This window comes from Streptomyces sp. SP18BB07 (assembly GCF_036322545.1).
Classification (GTDB): Bacteria; Actinomycetota; Actinomycetes; order Streptomycetales; family Streptomycetaceae; genus Streptomyces; species Streptomyces deccanensis.
Window position 1 is genome coordinate 16,947 of the sequence record NZ_JAQYWT010000370.1, and the last position, 19,109, is coordinate 36,055.

Below are 19,109 nucleotides of genomic sequence, written 5' to 3' on the forward strand. Positions count from 1 at the left end.
CTGACGGGTCCGTGGAGCCCGGATCCGTGGAGCCCGGATCCGTGGAGCCCGGGTCCGGGAAGGCGGGCTGAGCGGGCATGGGACTGCTGGACATCCTCCTCGGCCGTACGAAGCCGGTCGCACCCGACCTCGACCGGCTCTTCGCCCTCCCCTCGGCCGCCGTCGCCCTGGAGGCTGCCGCCTCCCTCACTCCGACCGGCACGGGTGCGGTGTGCTTCGCGACGGTCGAGGGCGCGGCCTTCGACGGCGTACGGCGGGAGGTGCGGGCCCTGCTCGACGCGGACGCGGGGCGGACCGGGCCGCCGGTCGGGATCGAGCGGGACGAGTACGGCTACTCGTGGTTGGTCTCCCGGCGGGACCCGCGGGACCTGCCCGCGCTGGTGAGCGATCTGCACGCGGTCAACAGCGCCTTGGAAGGCGGCGGGTTCGGGCCTCAACTGCTATGCTCGGTCGTCGGTTTTCGCCGGGCGGGCGGGAGTGGGGACGAAGGCGGGCGCGCCGGTGAGGGTGGCCGTGACGGGGCGCGGCTCGGGATCGTCTATCTCTACAAGCGCGGGACGTTCTATCCGTTCGCGCCGCTGCCGGGTGACGGGCAGCGGCGCGACAACGCGCTGGAGCTACGGGTCCGGGCGGTGCTCGGGGACGAGCTGCGGGTCGAACCCGAGCTGAGCCGATGGTTCCCGGTCTGGGGTGCCCCGGGGCTGTGACCTCGGCCCCGGGACACCGTCACTCGTTGCTCCTTGTTGCTGCTCATCACTACTTCTTGCTCTTGTCGCGCTCCTGCCGACGGGTCTCGAAAGGCCGTTCGCGGCGGTAGCGGCGCTCCCACTTCGCCTGCTGGTCACGGCGATCGCGGTAGGCGCGGTAGGAGGCGGGCTGGGCCGAGCCGCCGCTCGCCGGGGGACCCGACGAGGACGCCGCCGAGCCTCCCCCCGTGCGGCCGTAGCGGACGTACAGGTAGAGCAGGGCGACTGCGGCCAGCCAGAGGATTTGGTTGGAGAAACCCATGACGACCAGAACCGCGGTCGCCGAAAGGATCAAGGTGCCCATGACGGGACTCCTCGGGGCGTGGCGTGGGTGATGACTGTGCGGGGAGGAGTAGTCCCGGGGCCGGAAGGTGGTGCCCGTCGTGCACGGGCCCGGCGTTCCGGGGGCCTTCGCTCCGCGTTTCCAGGATGCTCGTGTGACGGGTGCGGGGGCATCCCATTTATCGGGGACGCCGGCGCCCCCTCGTCGGCCATGCTGGCCGCATGACATTCGACGATCAGGAGTGGGCAGCGACCCGCGCGTGGGTGGCCGAGCAGCTCCCTGCGGGCCGCTCCATGCGGAACTGGACCGATCTGCGCGGCGGTTGGACATCACGGATGCGTCGGTTGGAACTCGACGACGGTACGGATCTTGTCCTGCGGTCGTTCGTGAAACCGTTCTTCCGGCTGCACGCGCCGGGGCTGTTGCGCCGCGAGGCCGACATGCTCACCCTGCTCGCCCGCTACGACGGCATACCCGCGCCCCTCCTGCACGCCGTCGACCCGACGGCCGAACTCGCCGACCACCCCTCGCTGTTGATGTCCCTGGTGCCGGGATCCGTGCGGGTCGCGGAGGACGCGGACCTGGAGAGCCGGCTGGACCTGCTCGCCGGGCAGCTCGCCCGGATCCACGCGGTCGTACCGGAGGAACGGCCTCGCACCTATCAGGCCTGGACCTCGCCCGAACGGGTCACCACGCCCGGCGGTCCCCTGTGGGATCGGGCCGTGGACGTGATCCGGCGGGAGGCACCCGCGTACGAGGGGTGTTTTCTGCACCGGGACTTCCATCCGGGGAACGTGCTGTTCACGGGCGCGGGCGCGCGGGGTGATCTGCGGATCGGCGGGGTGGTGGACTGGGTGGAGACCTCGTGGGGGCCCGCCGATCTGGACGTGGCGCACTGCTCGACGGCGGTGGCGCTGCTGTACGGGGCCGCGTACGGGACGGGGTTCCGGGCGCGGTACGAGGCGCGGGGCGGGCGCCCGCTCTCGCGGGACCGGGACCACGCGTACTGGCTGCTGCTGGACGCGCTCGCGTACGCGCCCGACGCGGAGAAGCTGGCGGGGCCCTGGCGGGAGCTGGGGCGCACGGATCTGACGCCGGAGGTGCTGGGGGCGCGGCTGGAGGCGTACGTGGGCGGGGTGGTGGAGCGGTACGCGTAGGGAGGGCCGGGGAGGGGGCTCGTCACCGGGCCGGCGTCACACGCCCGGCCTCGCCCGCATCACCCCGGCCCGATCGCGTGCGAACCGGGGATTGTCAGTGGGGACCGGGAGGATGTGGTCAGGGGGTCGGCTTCGGTGGTGTTCGGGGCCCTCCGGGGATGTGATGGGCTCGCGGGGGCGGAGGAGCTTCGGGGCTTGCTGGGCGGGACGCGGCGTGTGGGTGGAGGCGGTTGGTGTGGGTGACGGGCGTCGGTTTGTCGGGGTGGGCGAGCGGCGCGTGCGGTTGGGGCTGCGGCACCGGTTGGCCGGTTCGGCGCGGTCGGCGGGTCCCGAGGAGGTGGCCGGCGCGCTCGTCGCCCTGCACGGCTCGGATCCCGCGACGGTGTTCCTGGCCGTGGGCGCACGGCTCGCCGACGCCGCGCGGACGGTGACCGAGACCGAGCGGGCGCTCTACGCGGACCGGACGCTCGTCCGGATGCACGGCATGCGGCACACGGTGTTCGTGTTCCCCACGGAGCTGTCCGCCGTGGTGCACGCCTCGACCGGCCTCACGGTCGCCGCGCGGGAGCGGGCCGCGCTGCTGAAGGACATGGCGACGGCCGGCGCCCCGGACGCGGCCTGGCTGAAGGAGGTCGAGGAGGCGGCGCTGGCCGCGCTGGCCCGCCGGGGCCAGGCCACGGCCTCCGAACTCGCCGAGGACGAACCGAGGTTGCGGGAACGGTTCGTGTATGCGGCCGGCAAGAGCTACGAGGGGACGCACACCGTCTCGACCCGGCTGCTCAGGGTGCTGGGCGTGGAGGGCAGGGTCGTACGGGGACGGCCGCTCGGCTCCTGGACGTCGAGCCAGTTCCGTTGGGCCGTGGCACCCGCCCATCCCGAGCTGGACGCGGCCGAGGCCCAGGCGTCGCTGCTGGGCCGGTGGTTGGCGGCCTGCGGTCCGGCGACCGAGGCGGACCTCAAATGGTGGACGGGGTGGAAGGTCACCGAGGTGCGGCGGGCGTTGGCGGCGATCGGGGCGCGGGCCGTGACGCTGGACGAGGGCACGGGGTTCGTGACCGCCGGGGACGAGGAACCGGTCCCCGACTCCGGTGAGCCCTGGGCCGCCCTGCTCCCGGCGCTCGACCCGACGGCCATGGGGTGGCGCGACCGCGACTGGTACCTCGCCCCCGGTATACGGGCCGCCCTCTTCGACTACAGCGGCAACATCGGCCCGACGGTGTGGTGGAACGGGCGGGTGGTGGGCGGGTGGGCCCAGCGGGCGGAGGGGGAGGTCGTGTGGCGGTTGCTGGACACGGACGGGGTGGGGCGGGAGGCCGAGGAGAGGATCCGTGAGGAGGCGGCGCGGCTTCAGGGGTGGGTGGGGGGCACGCGGGTCACGCCGCGGTTCCGGACGCCGCTGGAGAAGGAGTTGGTGTCGGGCGGGTGAGGGGTGGGGCGCCTGATAGCTCGGGGGTACGGGTGCGTTGGCGGGTGCGGGGTGGGGCGCCTGATGGCTCGGGAGTACGGGTGCGGGTGGGGCGCCTGATAGCTCGGGGGTGCGTTGGCGGGTGCGGGTGGGTCGTGGTTGCTCGCGCAGTTCCCCGCGCCCCTGAAGGGGCCTTCGGCCCTTCGATGAAAAGCACGGGGCGCAGCCCCTGCTTTTCAGGGGCGCGGGGAACTGCGCGAGAAGCCCCACCGGCCCGCGGACGAGGTGCCGGCCCGCGCACGACAGGCCCACCCGAACGCCGGGTGCCCGCGCAGCGACAGGGCACCCGGCGCCGCGGCTCACTTCTCGGGGCACTCCTTCCAGGCCAAGTGGTAGATCGTGCTGATGTCACCGTCCGTCGAGTCCATGGTCATGAAGCTCGTGCTGCTCGCCGGCGACGACCCCCGGTTGACCCGCAGCTCGGTGTTGATGTTGAAGTTCCGCTCGACCCCACAGGGCGCCCACACCAGCTGGGCCCAGTCGGTCTCATCCGTGGCCTGCCAGTTGTCCTCGAGGGGGCCGTTGAACGTGTGGGTCCGGGCGGCCGTGTCGGGCGACCCCTGGAAGTAGTACGAGGCCTTCTCCACCCCGTTCGCACCGCGCTGGAGGGAGGCGAAGCCTCGGTAGTCGACGCTGGCGATGGCGTAGGTGAAGCCGCCGGGCACATGGACGATCAGGTTGAGCTGGCAGTTCTTGCGGAACGCGGTGGACGGGGCGCCACCGCCGACCTGGGCGAGGTAGTCGCTGTAGGTCACCGTGAACGCGGTGTTGTCCGGTGAGACGGCGACCGCGGCCGTGCCCGCGGGGCAGCCGGAGCCGTTCACCGTGGCGACCTTGATGACGATCTTGTCCGGGGGCGGGTCCTCGAACGGGGAGTCGGCCTGCGCGGGTAGCGCACTGGAGAAGAGGGCGGCCACTGCGCCGCCCAGGAGGAGACCACGAACCATGGGGGGTTCTCCTATCAGAGTCATGCACATGTCAACAAACATGCGCGAGGACCCCGCGGTCCGCGAGCACACAGCCATGCGGGCACAGTCTGTGAAACACCTGTGAAGACCGAGGGGCGACCGCATCGTATGGACCCGGGGCGGGCAGCACTAGGGCGATCTCCGGCCAACCCTGGCGGCCGGAGATCGCCCTTTTCTTGAGCACTCGAGCACCCGAGCGGCGTCAGCAGTCGTACCGCGTCAGCCGCCCCACCGCGTCAGCGGCTGTAGCGCATCAGCGCCCGCACCATGTGGCACGTGGTGTCCGACGGCGGGTGCACCCCGATGACCTCCGCCGTGCTCCGGATCGTCTCGTTGCGCGCCTGGTTCGGCGTGTGGACACCGGAGTCGAGCAGGGCGATCGCGAGGCGCATGGCCTTCAGGCGCCGGTTGTGGGTGATGTACCACTCGCGCGGGCGGCCCGGCGGCAGCGTGTGCTTCACCACCGGGGCGTAGGGCAGGTCGAGCAGTACGGGGTGCTGGACGGTGGACTGGGTGGGCAGCGGCTTCGACTTCAGTGCGGCAGCGGGCAAGACATCCTCCTGTCGCGGTCTGGGCGCCGCCGGAAATCCCCCGTCGGCAACCCTCGAACACTGCTTCTATTTTACTACCCACCACTGACAATCGCCCCTGGCCAGAAGGGATCTGAGGGGTCCTGTGACAGAGGTGGAACACGGGTTTCGCGGGCCCGGTTGGCTACGGTGGGCGGCATGGAGATCTGGATCAATCCGGCCTGTTCCAAGTGCCGCAGCGCCCTCAGCCTGCTCGACGCCGAGGGCGCCGACTACACCGTCCGCCGCTATCTGGAGGACGTCCCCAGCGAGGACGAGATCCGTGCCGTACTGGAGCGGCTCGGGCTCGAACCGTGGGACATCACCCGCACCCAGGAGGTCGCCGCCAAGGAGCTCGGCCTCAAGGAATGGGCCCGGGACGCCGGTACGCGCGACCGGTGGGTCAAGGCGCTCGCGGAGCACCCGAAGCTCATCCAGCGGCCGATCATCACCGCGGACGACGGCACGGCGGTGGTGGCCCGCACGGACGAGGCGGTACGGGACGCCCTGTCCAGGTGAATCGGCTCCCCTCAACGGCTCCCCCCAACGGCTCCCGCCCCCAACCCTGGTGTGGCCTGGGTCACTTGAGAGTTACCTGTGACCGTTGAGTAACCTCGTTCGGGATCTCGTACATAGCGGCGTACTCGTCCGATCCGGTGGCCCCGGCGAGGGTCCCCCGGGAACAGGAGGCGCGCATGTCGCGTAGGAGAACGCTCGGCACGAAGAAGAAGGTCGCGCTGTTCGTGACCGCGGCGGCGATGGCGGGAGGCGGGGCCTTCACCATGGCGGCCACGTCGAACGCGGCGCAGACCGCGGCGGATTCCAGTGTCTGCCAGGGTCTGGCCACCGCGCTCGGCAACAACGAGCGGTTCATCGCGAACCAGAAGGCGAACCCCGACGCCCAGTCGGCGGCCCGGATCGCCAACCGTGAGGCGGTCGTCACCCAGATCAAGGTCCAGCAGGAGGCGTCGGACTGCGTCGTCGGGGAGTCGGCTCAGGGCTCCCAGGCCGCACAGCCCGCGCAGCCGTCCGCGCCGGCCACGGAGACCGGGGGGTCGGCTCAGGACCCCCAGGGCGACGAGGCCGCGGGGAACGCGGGTGGCTCGGGGAACGCGGGCGGCGCCGGAGACGCGGCCGGCGGGAACGCGGGGAACGCCGGTGCGGGCGAGCAGGTCTGCAACGGCTCCACCGTCACCCTCTCCGGCGAGGGCGGCGCCCCGGCCGCGTCCAGCAACGAGTTCCCTGCGGGGACGAAGCTGCGGGTGACCAACCTGGACAACAACAAGTCCACCACCGTGGAGGTCACCTCCGTCTCCGGCAGCTGTGTCCTGCTGAACAACTCGGCCTTCGAACAGGTCCGGGAACCCGGCAAGTTCCTGATCCGCCGTGCGCTGATCGAGAAGGTGGGGTGAGCCCGGCCGGACCGGCGGGCCGGACCCGCTCGTTACGGTGAGGTGAAGGGCAGGCGATCGCCGCCCACGGAGGCCGGCCGCCGCGCACAGCGGTGGCCGGCTCCCCCGCGCGTACGACCAGCGGGTCCACCGGGACGTGAGTCACGCCACAGAGGCACCAGGTAACACGGGGTTCACATTCGAGCAATGACCGGGAAATCGCAGGTTGACAGGCTGCCCGGCAACAGCGCGGCGTTTCAGTGCCGCAGCGCCGCAGCACCCGCACATGCGCCTAGTGACCCACCCCGAAGGATGTGTCCCGTGACCTTCAAGGCTGAGTACATCTGGATCGACGGCACCGAGCCGACGGCCAAGCTCCGCTCCAAGACCAAGATCATCGCGGGTGAGCCCGCCGGTCTGGACGCGCTGCCGATCTGGGGCTTCGACGGGTCCTCCACCAACCAGGCCGAGGGGCACTCCTCGGACCGTGTGCTCCAGCCGGTCTTCACCTGCCCGGACCCGATCCGCGGCGGCGACGACGTCCTCGTGCTCTGCGAGGTCCTCAACATCGACATGACGCCGCACGAGTCCAACACCCGTGCCGCGCTGCGTGAGGTCGCCGAGAAGTTCGCCGCGCAGGAGCCGATCTTCGGCATCGAGCAGGAGTACACCTTCTTCCAGGACGGCACCCCGCTCGGCTTCCCCAAGGGCGGCTTCCCGGCCCCCCAGGGCGGCTACTACTGCGGTGTCGGCGCCGACGAGATCTTCGGCCGTGACATCGTCGAGGCCCACCTGGAGAACTGCCTGGCCGCCGGTCTCGGCATCTCCGGCATCAACGCCGAGGTCATGCCCGGCCAGTGGGAGTTCCAGGTCGGCCCGCTGGCCCCGCTGGACGTCTCGGACCAGCTGTGGGTGGCCCGTTGGCTGCTCTACCGCACCGCCGAGGACTTCGACGTCGCCGCCACCCTGGACCCCAAGCCGGCCAAGGGTGACTGGAACGGCGCCGGTGCGCACACCAACTTCTCCACCAAGGCGATGCGCGAGGGCTACGACGCGATCATCACCGCGTGCGAGTCGCTGGGCGAGGGCTCGAAGCCGCTCGACCACGTCAAGAACTACGGCGCGGGCATCGACGACCGTCTGACCGGTCTGCACGAGACCGCCCCGTGGAACGAGTACTCCTACGGTGTCTCCAACCGTGGCGCCTCGGTCCGTATCCCGTGGCAGGTCGAGAAGGACGGCAAGGGCTACATCGAGGACCGTCGCCCGAACGCCAACGTCGACCCGTACGTCGTGACGCGCCTGATCGTCGACACCTGCTGCACCGCGCTCGACAAGGCCGGCCAGGTCTGATCAGCGGCGGCTCCACAGCGTTTCCCGCGCTTTCCGTGAGGGCGTCCACCGGTTCCGGTGGGCGCCCTCCGGCGTTGTCGGTGGGGCGTGCCATGGTGGGGGCATGAAGATCGACGGGGGCGACCCGAACGACATGGCCGACCGTACCGACATGGCCGACCACACCGACCCGGCCGAACCGGCCGGACTGGCCGGACTGGCCGTCAGGGTCGAGACGGAGAACTGGGAGAAGCACGCCCGGATCACGGCGGAGCGGCTGCGGGAGCTGGTGTGCCGGATCGGGGACCACGGTGACCGCTTCCTGGTCGCGCAGCGGATACCGGACGTGCCGGACGTCTTCGTCCAGGTCTGGCACCAGCGGGCCGACGACAGCACCGACGGCGAGTACCAGCTGGAGCACCGAGAGGGCCGCGACCGGTTCTTCGGGGCCGTCCTCACCGACCCGGAGCGGGTCGCCGAGGCCATGACCGGCTGGGCGCGGCGGGCGGAGGGCTGGGACACCGGCATCGAGTGGACCCCCGTCGAGCACGACGCCCCCGAGGAGGTGCCGGAGCTCGACGACGACGTACGCGAGGAGACCGAGGAGCGGGTACGGGAGTTGCTGCGCTGCGGCTACGACGACCGCGCGCAGCTCACCGAGGCCGCCGAGGAGTACCTGGTCGAGGGCGACCACCGACCCGTCTCCCCCGCGCAGGCCCGGCAGCTCGTCGACCGGCTCTGGGTGGACCGGCTCGCCGAGCAGGACACCTGGGACGGGGTCACCGACCCCGAGCGGCTCACCCGTGCCTTCGAGGTGCTCCAGAGGACGCACGGCATCACCGCCCGGGAGAACTTCACGTGCTGCCGCACCTGCGGTACGAGCGAGATTGGCGCCGAAGGGCCCCCGGACGCCCGCGGGTTCGTGTTCTTCCACTCCCAGTGCACCGAGGGCGCCGCCGCCGGACACGGGCTGATGCTGCTCTACGGCGGGTTCGACGGCTCCGCCGAGACCACGACGGCGGTCGGACGGGAGGTCGTCGCGGCCCTCGCGGCGCAGGGGTTGTCCACGGAGTGGGACGGGGATCCCGGCACGGCCATCACCGTCACCCCGCTGGATTGGCGGAAACGCCTGGTCGGCTGAGGTCACGACAGACTCCCGTCATGTTCAAGAAGCGTCCAAGCAGTGAGAGGAGGCTCCTGCGGCGGGCGGGTGTCTGCTTCAATGGGGCCATGGCCAGCTTCCAGAACCGACGTGCGACGGGTCGCCATGACCTCGAGCCCTTCTGGCCTTCCCGTCAGCACCACGACTTCGACCGGGTGTGTTGCCGCGCGATGAACGCGCCGGCCCTCTAAAGCCGTACACCCCGGCCTTCGGTCGGCGCGGAACGACGTACGTCCCTCGGCGGGTCCCCGACCACGAACTCGGCCGCCGAGGTCTCCCGGACGAACCTCTCGCGCGAAAGAGCTGACCCCTCATGGCGAACACCCGTTCTCTGTCGACCGCCGCCCCGCTGACCGCCGCGTCGGGCTCCGCCCCCGTCGCCGTCCCCTCCGCCGGGCCCTCGCCCCGCCACCGGCTGCGTGCCGTGGGCCGGGACGAGGTCGTGGACATCACCGACTTCCTGCCGCCGGGGGCCACCTGGCTGCCCGCCCCCCAGCACACCCTGCCCACGCTGCCGGGCCGGCCGCCGATGATCGGCTACCTGGTGCTCGTGCCGGCCGACCAGCAGCCGCCGGTGCCGCCGTTCGCGGTCGCGGACGACGCCGCCACCGCTCCGGCTCCCGCTGCCGCTTCCGTCGAGGTCGGGGACGAGCTGCTCCGCGTGGACACGGCGCAGCGCACGGCTCGGGTCGACGGGCGGCCGCTCGACCTCACCTACCTGGAGTTCGAACTCCTCGCCCATCTGGTCGCGCACCCGGGCCGGGTGCACACCCGCGACCAGTTGGTCACCACGGTGTGGGGCTACGGGCATGTGGGCGACGGGCGGACCGTCGACGTCCACATCGCCCGGCTGCGGCGCAAGCTCGGCGCGGAGTTCCGTCAGTCGATCCAGACGGTGCGGCGGGTCGGGTACAAGTACACGCCGCCGCTGGCCCGTTGACCGCGGATCTTCTGAGAGCAGATTCCCGTCCGTAGCCGCCGCCCGGCGGGCAGAGTCGTCGGTATGAGACTTCTGATGCTGGGTGGTACGGAGTTCGTGGGCCGCGCCGTCGTGGAGTCGGCGCGCGCCCGCGGCTGGGAGGTGACCGTCTTCCACCGGGGACGGCACGCGCCTCCGGCCGGGGTGCGGTCGTTGCTGGGCGACCGCACCGCACCGGACGGGCTCGCGGCGCTCGTCGAGGCCTCCACCGCCGGTTCCGGTTCCGGCGGTGGCGGGTGGGATGTCGTCGTCGACACGTGGTCGGCGGCGCCGCGAGCCGTTCGGGACACCGCGCGGCTGCTGGCCGACAAGGTCGAACGGTATGTGTACGTGTCGAGTTGCTCGGTGTACGCCTGGCCCCCGGCCGCCGGGTACGACGAGGGGGCGCCCCTGGTGGAGGGCGCGTCGGCCGACGCGGAGCAGACCGACTACGCCCGCGACAAGCGGGGCGGGGAACTGGCGGTGGTCGAGGCGTTCGGCGCCGACCGCTCGCTCCTCGTGCGCTCCGGGCTGATCCTCGGCCCGTACGAGAACATCGGTCGGCTGCCCTGGTGGCTCAACCGTGTCGCCCGAGGCGGACCGGTCCTGGCGCCCGGTCCCCGGGACCTCCCCCTCCAGTACGTCGACGTCCGCGATCTCGCCGACTGGTTGCTCGGCGCGACGGAACGAGGGCTGAGCGGCGCCTACAACCTGGCCGGTCCTCCGGGCACGACCACCATGGGCGAACTGCTCGACGCCTGCGTGCGGGTGACCGGGGGACGGGCCGAACTCCGCTGGACGGCTCCGGAGTCGATTCTCGACGCCGGGGTCGAGCCGTGGACGGGCCTGCCGGTGTGGGTGCCGGAGGGGAGCGATCTGCACGACGCGCTGCACCGGGCGGACGTGTCACGGGCCGTGCGGGACGGACTGCGCTGCCGGGACGTCACGGAGACCGTGCGGGACACCTGGGAGTGGCTGACGGGGCTCGGCGGCATCGCACCGCACCGGCCCGACCGGCCGCCGGTGGGTCTGGACCCGGCGGTGGAGGCGAAGGTGCTGGGGCTGGGACTGGGGCTGTAGAACGGGGCGCACGGTTCGGCGGCAGAACGGGCAATCGGCACGCGGGCGGCGGTTCTCGCGTATCTTGACCAGGGCCGCCGAAACGATCCCTTCACGGACCCCACCCGGGACCCTCACCGCGCACACGCCGTAGACGGGCGACAACTCCCGGTGTTCCACGGGGTGTTGAAACCAGTTTGTCCCACGAATCTCTCAGCAATTTCTGAGTCGTCTGAACACTCCTGGGACTCACCGCGTATCTGATGGAGCCGCTTCACTCCTGTCGGGCGCCTCGATAGCCCCGCAAGGAAGTCAGAGGAGTTCCATGGGACGCAACACACGCAAACGACGTTCGCCGCTGGCCGTTCGGGCCATCGCCGCATCCGCGGCGCTCGCGGTCGCGGGCGGCGGCCTGGTCTGGGCGAACTTCTACGCCTCAGCGGGCGAGTCGAAGTCCGGGCAGAACAGCACGCTGGCCTCCGCGCAGGTGGCCACGATCGACTGCCCGGATGTCGGCCAGCAGCTGACGAACGTGCCCGAGCGGGCGCGCAAGGGTGTCGCCAAGGAGCTGGCGCTGCTGGACCAGCAGATCACCGAGGCCTACAAGCGCCTCGCTGACACACGCCAGGCCCAGGCGGGAGACGCCGGCTTCGTCAACAACGCCATCATCAGCCCGCTCCAGTCCAAGCGAGTCGCCACCCTCGACCGGATCGGCATCAACATCCGGAACGCGGGCGGGCAGGTTCCGCAGGGCATGGACCAGCTCGCCGGCTGCAAGGGCGTCGCCGACCCGAACCAGACCAACGCGGGTGAAGGCCAGGACCAGGGCGGCAACAACGACGGTCAGGACCAGAACCAGGGCGGCGACGGTCAGAACCAGGGTGACGACCAGAACCAGGGCGGTGACGGCCAGAACCAGGGTGACGGCCAGAACCAGGGCGGCGACGGTCAGAACCAGGGTGGCAACGGCCAGGGCGGCAACGGCCCGGTCGCGGGCGACTTCATCGACATCAACCAGGTCCAGCCGAACGGCGGCCCGAAGGGTGTCGGCGGCAACGGCCTCGCGGCCAACGGCGACGGCGGTTCGACGGGTACCTTCACCACGAACTGCGGCACCAACGAGAACGAGCTCCGCAACTCGGACAACGTGATCGTCGCCCCCGGTGTCAGCAACGGTGCCCAGCACCAGCACGACTACGTCGGCAACCAGAGCAACAACGCCTTCGCGAGCGACCAGGACCTGGCCAACGCGCAGACCACCTGCCAGAACCAGGGCGACAAGTCCTCCTACTTCTGGCCGGTCATCCGTCTGCAGGACGGCACCAACGACATCGACGCCAACGCGCCCGGCGGTGGCCAGGACGGCAACGTCGGCAAGATCGTCGAGCCGAGCCAGGCCGAGCTGAAGTTCGTCGGCAACAAGCAGGGTGACGTCGTCGCGATGCCGACCGCGCTGCGCATCATCACCGGTGACGCGAAGTCCTTCGTGAACGGTCTGAACAACGCCAACACGAACTGGAGCTGCACGGGCTTCGAGGACCGTGTGGTGACGGACAAGTACCCGATCTGCCCGCAGGGCAGCTCCGTGGTCCGGACGTCCTTCTTCCAGAGCTGCTGGGACGGACAGAACATCGACAGCGCCAACCACCGCACGCACGTCGACTTCGTCGAGCAGGACGGCAGCTGCTCCAACGGCTTCCAGGCCATCCCGCAGCTCCAGGTCCGCCTGGTCTACGACATCCCGGCCCCGTCCATCCAGAACGGGCAGCTGCAGAACGCGTACGCGATCGACTCCTTCCCGGACCAGCTGCACAAGGCCATCACCGACCACAACGACTTCATCAACTTCTTCGACGAGAACACGATGAACCAGGTGGTCGACTGCATCAACAGCGGCCAGGACTGCCAGTAGTCCTGAAGCAGCCACAGTCATCCTGAAGCGGTGACGAGGAAGCCGGCGGTGGGATTCCCACCGCCGGCTTTCGTTTTCCCTCGCGGTCGGTCAGCCGCTGTGGTTGCCGTTGTTGTGGCTGCCGCCGGGGTTCATGTGCGCGGACCCCTCCTGCACCTCTCCGCCGAGCGTGCCCTGCAGCCCGCCCACGGTCTTCTTCTCCCCGACGGCGACCCACTTGCGGCCGACGAGGTAGTAGCCGCCGTAGTCCTTGGCGCCGGCGAGCCATTCCGCCTGGCCCCGGTCGGTGGCGAAGGTCGCGAGGACGAACTTGCCGTCGAAGTCGCCGTCCTTGTTGGTGCAGAGGGCCTGCCGGATGGTGTCCGCGTCGGTCTGCATGTCCGGCTTGCAGCCCACCTCGCCCGCGATGTGCTCCAGCGTCCCGGTCGCCGTCTTCGGGACGGCGGCCTCGGCGTCGTCGCCCGAGCCGCAGCCGGTCAGCAGCAGCAGGGCGGCGACCGTGCCGGCCGCGCTCCCCGCAAGGCTCTTCCTCGTCAAACTCATCCGTACCTCCGCGTCCATTCCGGCGACGTGAACTCGCCAGCTCCGTGCGCACCGTTGTTCACGGACGGTCGCCCAGTTAGCGTGCCGCCACTGTCGACACAGGGGGCACACAGACATGAACAGTCCGTCGCGACGCACGGTGCTGGGCTCGGCCGGTGTCATCGGCCTCGGAACCTACCTGCAGTGGTCGGCCCCGGCCCACGCCGCAGAGAGCCCCGGCGAGGGCCCCGCCTTCGATACGGCTCCCGCGCGCTCCGCGCTCAATCGGCTGCTGCCCGGCCACGCCGGACAGTTCCGGCTCAGTCTGCTCGACCGCAGCGGCACCGTCGACCGGTTCAGGGTCACGGGCACCACCGGGAGCATCCGGGTTGAGGCCACGGCCCCCGCCACCCTGCTCATGGGCGTCCACTGGTACCTCAAGTACGTCTGCGGGGCGCACCTCGCCTGGAACGGCAGCCAGCTCGACCTGCCGAAGCGCCTGCCCGCGCCGGCCCGCCCCCTGGAGAGATCCACCGCCCTCCCCCACCGCTTCGCGCTCAACGACACCAACGACGGCTACACCGCCCCGTACGCGGACTGGCCGTACTGGGAGCACCAGATCGATCTGCTGGCGGCGCACGGCTGCAACGAGGTCCTGGTCATCGCGGGGATGGAGGCCGTCTACCACCGGCTGCTGAAGGACTTCGGCTACTCCGACGAGGAGTCCCGGGCCTGGCTGCCCGCGCCCTCGCACCAGCCCTGGTGGCTGCTGCAGAACCTCTCCGGCTACGGCGGCCCCCTCTCCCCCGAGCTGATCGCCCGCCGCGCCGCCCTGGGCCGGCGGATCGCCGACCGGCTGCGCGAACTAGGCATGTCCCCGGTGCTGCCGGGCTACTACGGGCATGTCCCCAAGGAGTTCGTCCAGCGCAACGGCGGTGACGCACACGTCGTCCCGCAGGGCATCTGGCACGGCTTCGAACGCCCCGACTGGCTCGATCCGCGCACCGACACCTTCGCCCGCGTCGCCGCCTCCTTCTACGGCCACCTTCAGGACGTGTATGGCGAGGCGTCCCACTTCAAGATGGACCTGCTGCACGAGGGCGGCACCGCGGGTGACGTGCCGGTGCCGGACGCCGCCCAGGGGGTGGAACGCGCGCTCCAGAAGGCCCGTCCGGGCGCGACCTGGGTGATCCTCGGCTGGCAGGAGAACCCGCTGCCCGAACTCCTGGACGCCATCGACCGGTCGAAGATGCTGATCGTGGACGGGGTGTCCGACCGCTACAGCAGCGTCACGAACCGCGAGCGCGACTGGGGCGGCACCCCGTACTGCTTCGGCACGATCCCCAACTTCGGCGGCCGTACGACCATCGGGGCCCGCGCGCACCTGTGGAACGACAAGTTCTTCGCCTGGCGGGACAAGGCGGACAGCGCGCTCGTGGGTACGGCGTTCATGCCGGAGGCCACCGACCGCGACCCGGCGGCCTTCGAGCTCTTCTCCGAACTGGCCTGGACACCCGAGAAGATCGACCGGGCCGCCTGGTTCTCCTCGTACGCCGACTTCCGCTACGGCGGCCGGGACGACGGCGCCCGCAGGGCGTGGCGGGCTCTGCACGACACCGCGTACCAGCAGCGGGCCGTGGAGCGCAGCGACCCGCACGACTCGCTCTTCTGCGCCCGCCCCGACCTGGCGGCGGACCGGGCCGCCGAGTACGCGCCGAGAACGCTGACGTACGACCCGGGCCGCTTCGACGCGGCCCTCGCGGGCCTGCTGGGCGTGGCGAGCGGGCTGCGCCGCAGTCCGGCGTACCGGTACGACGTGGTGGACGTGGCCCGGCAGGCGCTCGCGCACCGCGGCCGCCAGTATCTGCCGCAGCTGCGGGCGGCCTACCGGCGGGGCGATCTCGCGACGTTCCGTGCGCTGTCCACGCTCTGGCTGCGGCTGATGCGGCTGTCGGACGAGGTGACGGGGACGAACACGGCGTTCCTGCTCGGGCCGTGGGTGAACGACGCGCGGGCGATGGCCACGAACGACGCCGAGCGGGCGGAGTTCGAGCGGACGGCGAAGGTGCTGATCACGGTGTGGGGCGGGCGGGCGACGTCCGACACGGGGAATCTGCACGAGTACGGCAACCGGGAGTGGAACGGTCTCATGGCCGACTTCTACGTGCCGCGCTGGCAGAAGTGGCTGGACACGCTCGAGGACGCGCTCGCCACGGGGACCGCTCCGGCGGCCGTGGACTGGTTCGCGTTCGAGGAGCCGTGGACGCGGGAGCGGAAGGACTATCCGGCGCGGCCGGTGGGGGACGCCCACCGGGCGGCGGTGCGGGTGCGGGACGTGCTGGCGCGGGCGCCGTACCAGGGGTCGCTGACCGTCACCGCCGACCCGCCGGTGCTGCCGCCGGGCGGGCGGGCTCGGCTGTCGGCGGTCTTCCGCAACGTCAACGGGCTGCGGGCCACCGGGCGGGTGGACTTCGCGCTCAGCGGCTTCGCCGGGACGGTCGAGCCGGAGGGTCCGACATCGTTGGCGAGCGTCGCGGCGGCGGGCTCGGGGACGGTGCGCTGGCGCGCGGACGCGCCGGACGCGCCGCTCGACCGGCCGTTGCGGCCGCTGCCGTACACGGTGACGGTGACGTACGGGCCGCGTGGTGAGGACCGGGTCGAGGGACGGTTCGACGGAACGCTCTTCGAGGCGGGGGCGCTGGGTTCCGAGTGGCGCACCTACACCAACAACGAGGCCGTCTTCGGGCAGTTGGGGGATCGGTTCGGGATCGACGGGGCCGGGGCGGACCTGTGGCGGGGGACGGCGGAGTTCGGCACGCTCTATCGGGCGGGGGCGCTACGGGACGGTACGGCCGTGACGCTGCGGGTCGACGCCCAGGCGGCGACCGGGAACTGGGCGCGGGCCGGGATCGTGGTGCGCAACAGTCTCGGTACGGCCGGGTCGGCGGGGTTCCTGAATCTGGCGGTCACTCCGGCGAACGGGGTGGTGTTGTCGTACGACAGCACGGGGGACGGGACCCTCGACACGTATCGGCGGATCACGGGGGTGAAGGCGCCGGTGTTGTTGCGGTTGCGGCGGACGGGGGTGGGGGCGTTCACGGGTGAGTGTTCGACCGATGAGGGGGCCAACTGGCGGGTGGTGGCGTCGGTGGTGGTGCCGGGGGCGGGTGCCGGGGGGCAGGATGTGGGGCTCTTCATGAGCGCGACGAACGGGGGGAGCGGGGCACGGGGATTGGTCGAGTTCAGCGGGTGGTCGCTCGGCTGACCTTTGTTCGCCCCCGCCGCCCCTACCCGTCCCATCCACCAGGGGCTGCGCCCCTTCGACCCCCACCTGCGGGTCCGGTGGGGCTTCTCGCGCAGTTCCCCGCGCCCCTTGAGGGCCTACGGCCGCTCAGGGGGCGAAAAGCACGGGGCGCAGCCCCTGCTTTTCAGGGGCGCGGGGAACTGCGCGAGCAACCACGAGTCACCCGCAGCCGCCGACGAAACAGGCACCCCCACCCCAATGGGCGCCCCGGCCCACCCAGTGGAACGGTGTGGTGACCATCTGACCATTCGCTCGTTTTGTTGAACGTGCAGTCACAGGATGTCGCCCCGCGCCCCGCAGCTTCCCGCGCTCAGGAGTCGGTCGTGGATGTCGAGCAGGCGGAGGCCGCGCTCGTCGAGCACTACCCGCGTCTGGTGCGGCTCGCCTATCTGACGTTGCCGCCGAGCCTGGGCCGGAACCGTCGTGTCCTCACGGCGCACGCGCTGACGCAGCGGGCGCTGCCGAGGGGACGCAAGTCGGCCTCGTTGATCCCGGCCCAGGCGACGGGCACGGGAACCGTGGCGGGGCGCGAGCGCAACCCCGGGTACGCCTACGTCCGGCTCCAAGTGGTCCGCACCGCCCTGGAGGCCGGACTCCCGCTGCGGCGCAGGGCGTGGCCGAAGCGGTCCCAACTGCCGCCGCTGCTCCCCCGGGTGTGGGGGCTGCGGCTCTTCCCCCGCTCGGGCGGCGCCGACGAACTGGCCCTGGACCAGCGGCTGTCGACGCTCTCCTCGCCGGCCCGCGCCGCCTATGTCCTGCGGGGGCTGGAGAAGCTCCCCGACCCGGTGATCCGGACGCTCCTCGAAGAGGCCGGGGCCGACGATCCGGCCGGCGCGCTGCGGGAGGCCGACTCGGTGCCGGCGCGGCAGCACGCGCTGCTCCTCTCCCCCGAGTACGACCCCTGCTCACTGCACGCCCGCCCCACCGATCTGATGCGCCGCCGCCAGCACACGAAGGCCGCGCTGGCCGCCACGGCCGCCGTCGTGGTGTGCGGGGCGCTCCTCGGCCTGCCCGGGGAGGGATGGGGCCCGGACGGCGCGGCGGCGCCCCCGTACGCGCTCAACCCGGCGGCCCAGGAGGCCCTCGATCCGGGCCGGTTGACGAAGGCGTCGGCCGCGGCGTGGCAGGCGACGGGGCGGACCGACTTCACCACCTGGCCCGCGCGCGGCGATCTCGTCGAGGACAAGGCCCTGTTGCGGCGGGCCCTCGCGGTCTGGGCCCGCCCCGGCGAGTCCGTGCAGGTCGCGGTCACCCTCGGCACCCAGGCCGGTCCCCCGCCCGGCCCGCCGCGGCTGCTGTACGCGGGCGAGGTCGACAACCTCCGGGTCGTGCTGCTCCACGACGGCCTGCGGATCGCCCGGTACGCCGAGCCGCTCGACGAACCGGGCATGGCGGCCCTCGACCTGACCCGGGTGGACGGGGCGACCGGCGCCGGCGCGAGCGCCCTGGTGCTGGGCCGGGTCGACGGCAACGTCCGCTATCTGACGGCCCCTTGGGTGCGCGCGGCGGCCGTACGGGATCTGACGAAGGCCGACGGCGAGGTGCGGAGGCTGGCGCTGGCGAAGGACGGGACGACGGCCCCGTTCGCCAGCCCGGCGGTGCGGACCGGGACGTGCGGGTCGTGGAACGTCCTTCAGCTGACCGACGCCACGGGACGTACACGGCTGTTGAGCGATCTGGCGGAGGTGGTTCCCGCGCACCTCACCGTGGGCCGTCCGTCGACCGCGCCCGCCCGTGACGCGTCCGCCGCCCCCGCCGCCTGGGCGCCCTTCGCCTGCTCCCTCGCCGCCGTGCGGTCGCAGGGTGTGCGGACCGTCAACGCCTGGCAGTTCGCCCGCCAGCCGCTGCCCGACGGCAGCGGCACGGCCGACTGGGTGTGCACCCGCACCGAGACCTGGCGGGGCGCGGGCACCCGGGCGATGACCCAGTTCAATACCCCCGCCGGCGCGTATGTCACGGCCGCCGCCGACGAGGTCCCCGCCTGCGGCCCGGCCGACCCCCATGTCCTCGCCGTGGGGCCCTGGAAGTCCGCGGCCGGCGCCTCCTATCTGCTGGCCGCCGGCGGCAAGGACACCGTCTCCGTCGAACTGACCGGCGGGGCGAACGGATCGGCGCAGGGCAACCTGCTCGCCGTACCGGCCGAGGACGGCGCGCGGGCGGAGTTGAAGGGGACGCTGGCGAACGGCCGGGAGATCAACGGGCTTCAGCCCTCCCGGTGACCGAGAGACCGGTGACCGAGGGACCGGTGACCGTGAGACCCGTGACCAGAAGGCTCGAACAC

At 71.7% G+C, this 19,109-nt stretch carries 16 protein-coding genes; 12 read left to right on the top strand and 4 right to left on the bottom strand.

What is annotated here, in order from left to right:
* Positions 1-77: 77 nt before the first annotated feature.
* Entirely contained in the window at positions 78-707 is a 630-nt protein-coding gene (pspAB, locus tag PUR53_RS45545; protein ID WP_329912385.1) for a PspA-associated protein PspAB, read from the top strand.
* A gap of 49 nt (positions 708-756) precedes the next feature.
* On the opposite strand, the gene PUR53_RS45550 is transcribed toward pspAB, so the two are convergent.
* Positions 757-1,050, bottom strand: coding sequence for a hypothetical protein (locus PUR53_RS45550; protein WP_329901213.1), 294 nt, complete (start codon positions 1,048-1,050; stop codon positions 757-759).
* 200 nt (positions 1,051-1,250) lie between these two features.
* Here PUR53_RS45550 and PUR53_RS45555 point away from each other — a divergent pair, with 200 nt between their 5' ends.
* Both PUR53_RS45555 and PUR53_RS45560 read left to right on the top strand, forming a co-directional pair.
* On the top strand, positions 1,251-2,186 hold the full coding sequence (locus tag PUR53_RS45555; protein ID WP_329901212.1) for a phosphotransferase family protein: 936 nt from the start codon (positions 1,251-1,253) through the stop codon (positions 2,184-2,186).
* 235 nt (positions 2,187-2,421) lie between these two features.
* Positions 2,422-3,612, top strand: a complete 1,191-nt coding sequence (locus PUR53_RS45560; RefSeq protein ID WP_329912386.1) for a winged helix DNA-binding domain-containing protein — start codon at positions 2,422-2,424, stop codon at positions 3,610-3,612.
* 338 nt (positions 3,613-3,950) lie between these two features.
* On the opposite strand, the gene PUR53_RS45565 is transcribed toward PUR53_RS45560, so the two are convergent.
* Positions 3,951-4,598 (bottom strand): DUF4360 domain-containing protein, encoded by a 648-nt coding sequence (locus PUR53_RS45565; RefSeq protein WP_329912387.1) that lies wholly within the window; start codon positions 4,596-4,598, stop codon positions 3,951-3,953.
* 257 nt (positions 4,599-4,855) lie between these two features.
* A complete protein-coding gene (locus PUR53_RS45570; protein WP_239753587.1) occupies positions 4,856-5,170 on the bottom strand; it encodes a hypothetical protein in 315 nt (104 codons plus the stop codon).
* A 177-nt stretch (positions 5,171-5,347) separates the two neighbouring features.
* Between PUR53_RS45570 and PUR53_RS45575 the strand changes: the two genes are divergently transcribed.
* The 7 genes from PUR53_RS45575 to PUR53_RS45605 all read left to right on the top strand — a co-directional run bounded on the left by PUR53_RS45575 (position 5,348) and on the right by PUR53_RS45605 (position 13,002).
* Positions 5,348-5,707: an arsenate reductase family protein gene (locus tag PUR53_RS45575; RefSeq protein ID WP_329912388.1), complete on the top strand. Its 360-nt coding sequence runs from the start codon at positions 5,348-5,350 to the stop codon at positions 5,705-5,707.
* Between the two features lie 176 nt (positions 5,708-5,883).
* Positions 5,884-6,600, top strand: coding sequence for a hypothetical protein (locus PUR53_RS45580; RefSeq protein ID WP_329912389.1), 717 nt, complete (start codon positions 5,884-5,886; stop codon positions 6,598-6,600).
* A gap of 300 nt (positions 6,601-6,900) precedes the next feature.
* Complete coding sequence (glnII, locus tag PUR53_RS45585) at positions 6,901-7,932, top strand: glutamine synthetase (RefSeq protein ID WP_239753590.1); 1,032 nt, start codon at positions 6,901-6,903, stop codon at positions 7,930-7,932.
* 151 nt (positions 7,933-8,083) lie between these two features.
* Complete coding sequence (locus PUR53_RS45590; RefSeq protein ID WP_329912615.1) at positions 8,084-9,052, top strand: DUF6891 domain-containing protein; 969 nt, start codon at positions 8,084-8,086, stop codon at positions 9,050-9,052.
* 334 nt (positions 9,053-9,386) lie between these two features.
* A complete protein-coding gene (locus PUR53_RS45595) occupies positions 9,387-10,013 on the top strand; it encodes a winged helix-turn-helix domain-containing protein (protein ID WP_329912390.1) in 627 nt (208 codons plus the stop codon).
* Positions 10,014-10,076: 63 nt separating this feature from the next.
* Complete coding sequence (locus PUR53_RS45600) at positions 10,077-11,111, top strand: NAD-dependent epimerase/dehydratase family protein (RefSeq protein WP_329901206.1); 1,035 nt, start codon at positions 10,077-10,079, stop codon at positions 11,109-11,111.
* Between the two features lie 304 nt (positions 11,112-11,415).
* Entirely contained in the window at positions 11,416-13,002 is a 1,587-nt protein-coding gene (locus tag PUR53_RS45605) for a DUF1996 domain-containing protein (RefSeq protein WP_329901205.1), read from the top strand.
* A gap of 90 nt (positions 13,003-13,092) precedes the next feature.
* Here the strand turns inward: PUR53_RS45605 and PUR53_RS45610 are convergent, their stop codons facing one another.
* Positions 13,093-13,545: a hypothetical protein gene (locus PUR53_RS45610; RefSeq protein ID WP_239753595.1), complete on the bottom strand. Its 453-nt coding sequence runs from the start codon at positions 13,543-13,545 to the stop codon at positions 13,093-13,095.
* Positions 13,546-13,660: 115 nt separating this feature from the next.
* Here PUR53_RS45610 and PUR53_RS45615 point away from each other — a divergent pair, with 115 nt between their 5' ends.
* Both PUR53_RS45615 and PUR53_RS45620 read left to right on the top strand, forming a co-directional pair.
* Positions 13,661-16,789: an alpha-N-acetylglucosaminidase gene (locus PUR53_RS45615; protein ID WP_329912391.1), complete on the top strand. Its 3,129-nt coding sequence runs from the start codon at positions 13,661-13,663 to the stop codon at positions 16,787-16,789.
* Positions 16,790-17,094: 305 nt separating this feature from the next.
* Positions 17,095-19,047 (top strand): hypothetical protein, encoded by a 1,953-nt coding sequence (locus tag PUR53_RS45620; protein WP_329912616.1) that lies wholly within the window; start codon positions 17,095-17,097, stop codon positions 19,045-19,047.
* The last annotated feature ends 62 nt before the right edge of the window (positions 19,048-19,109 follow it).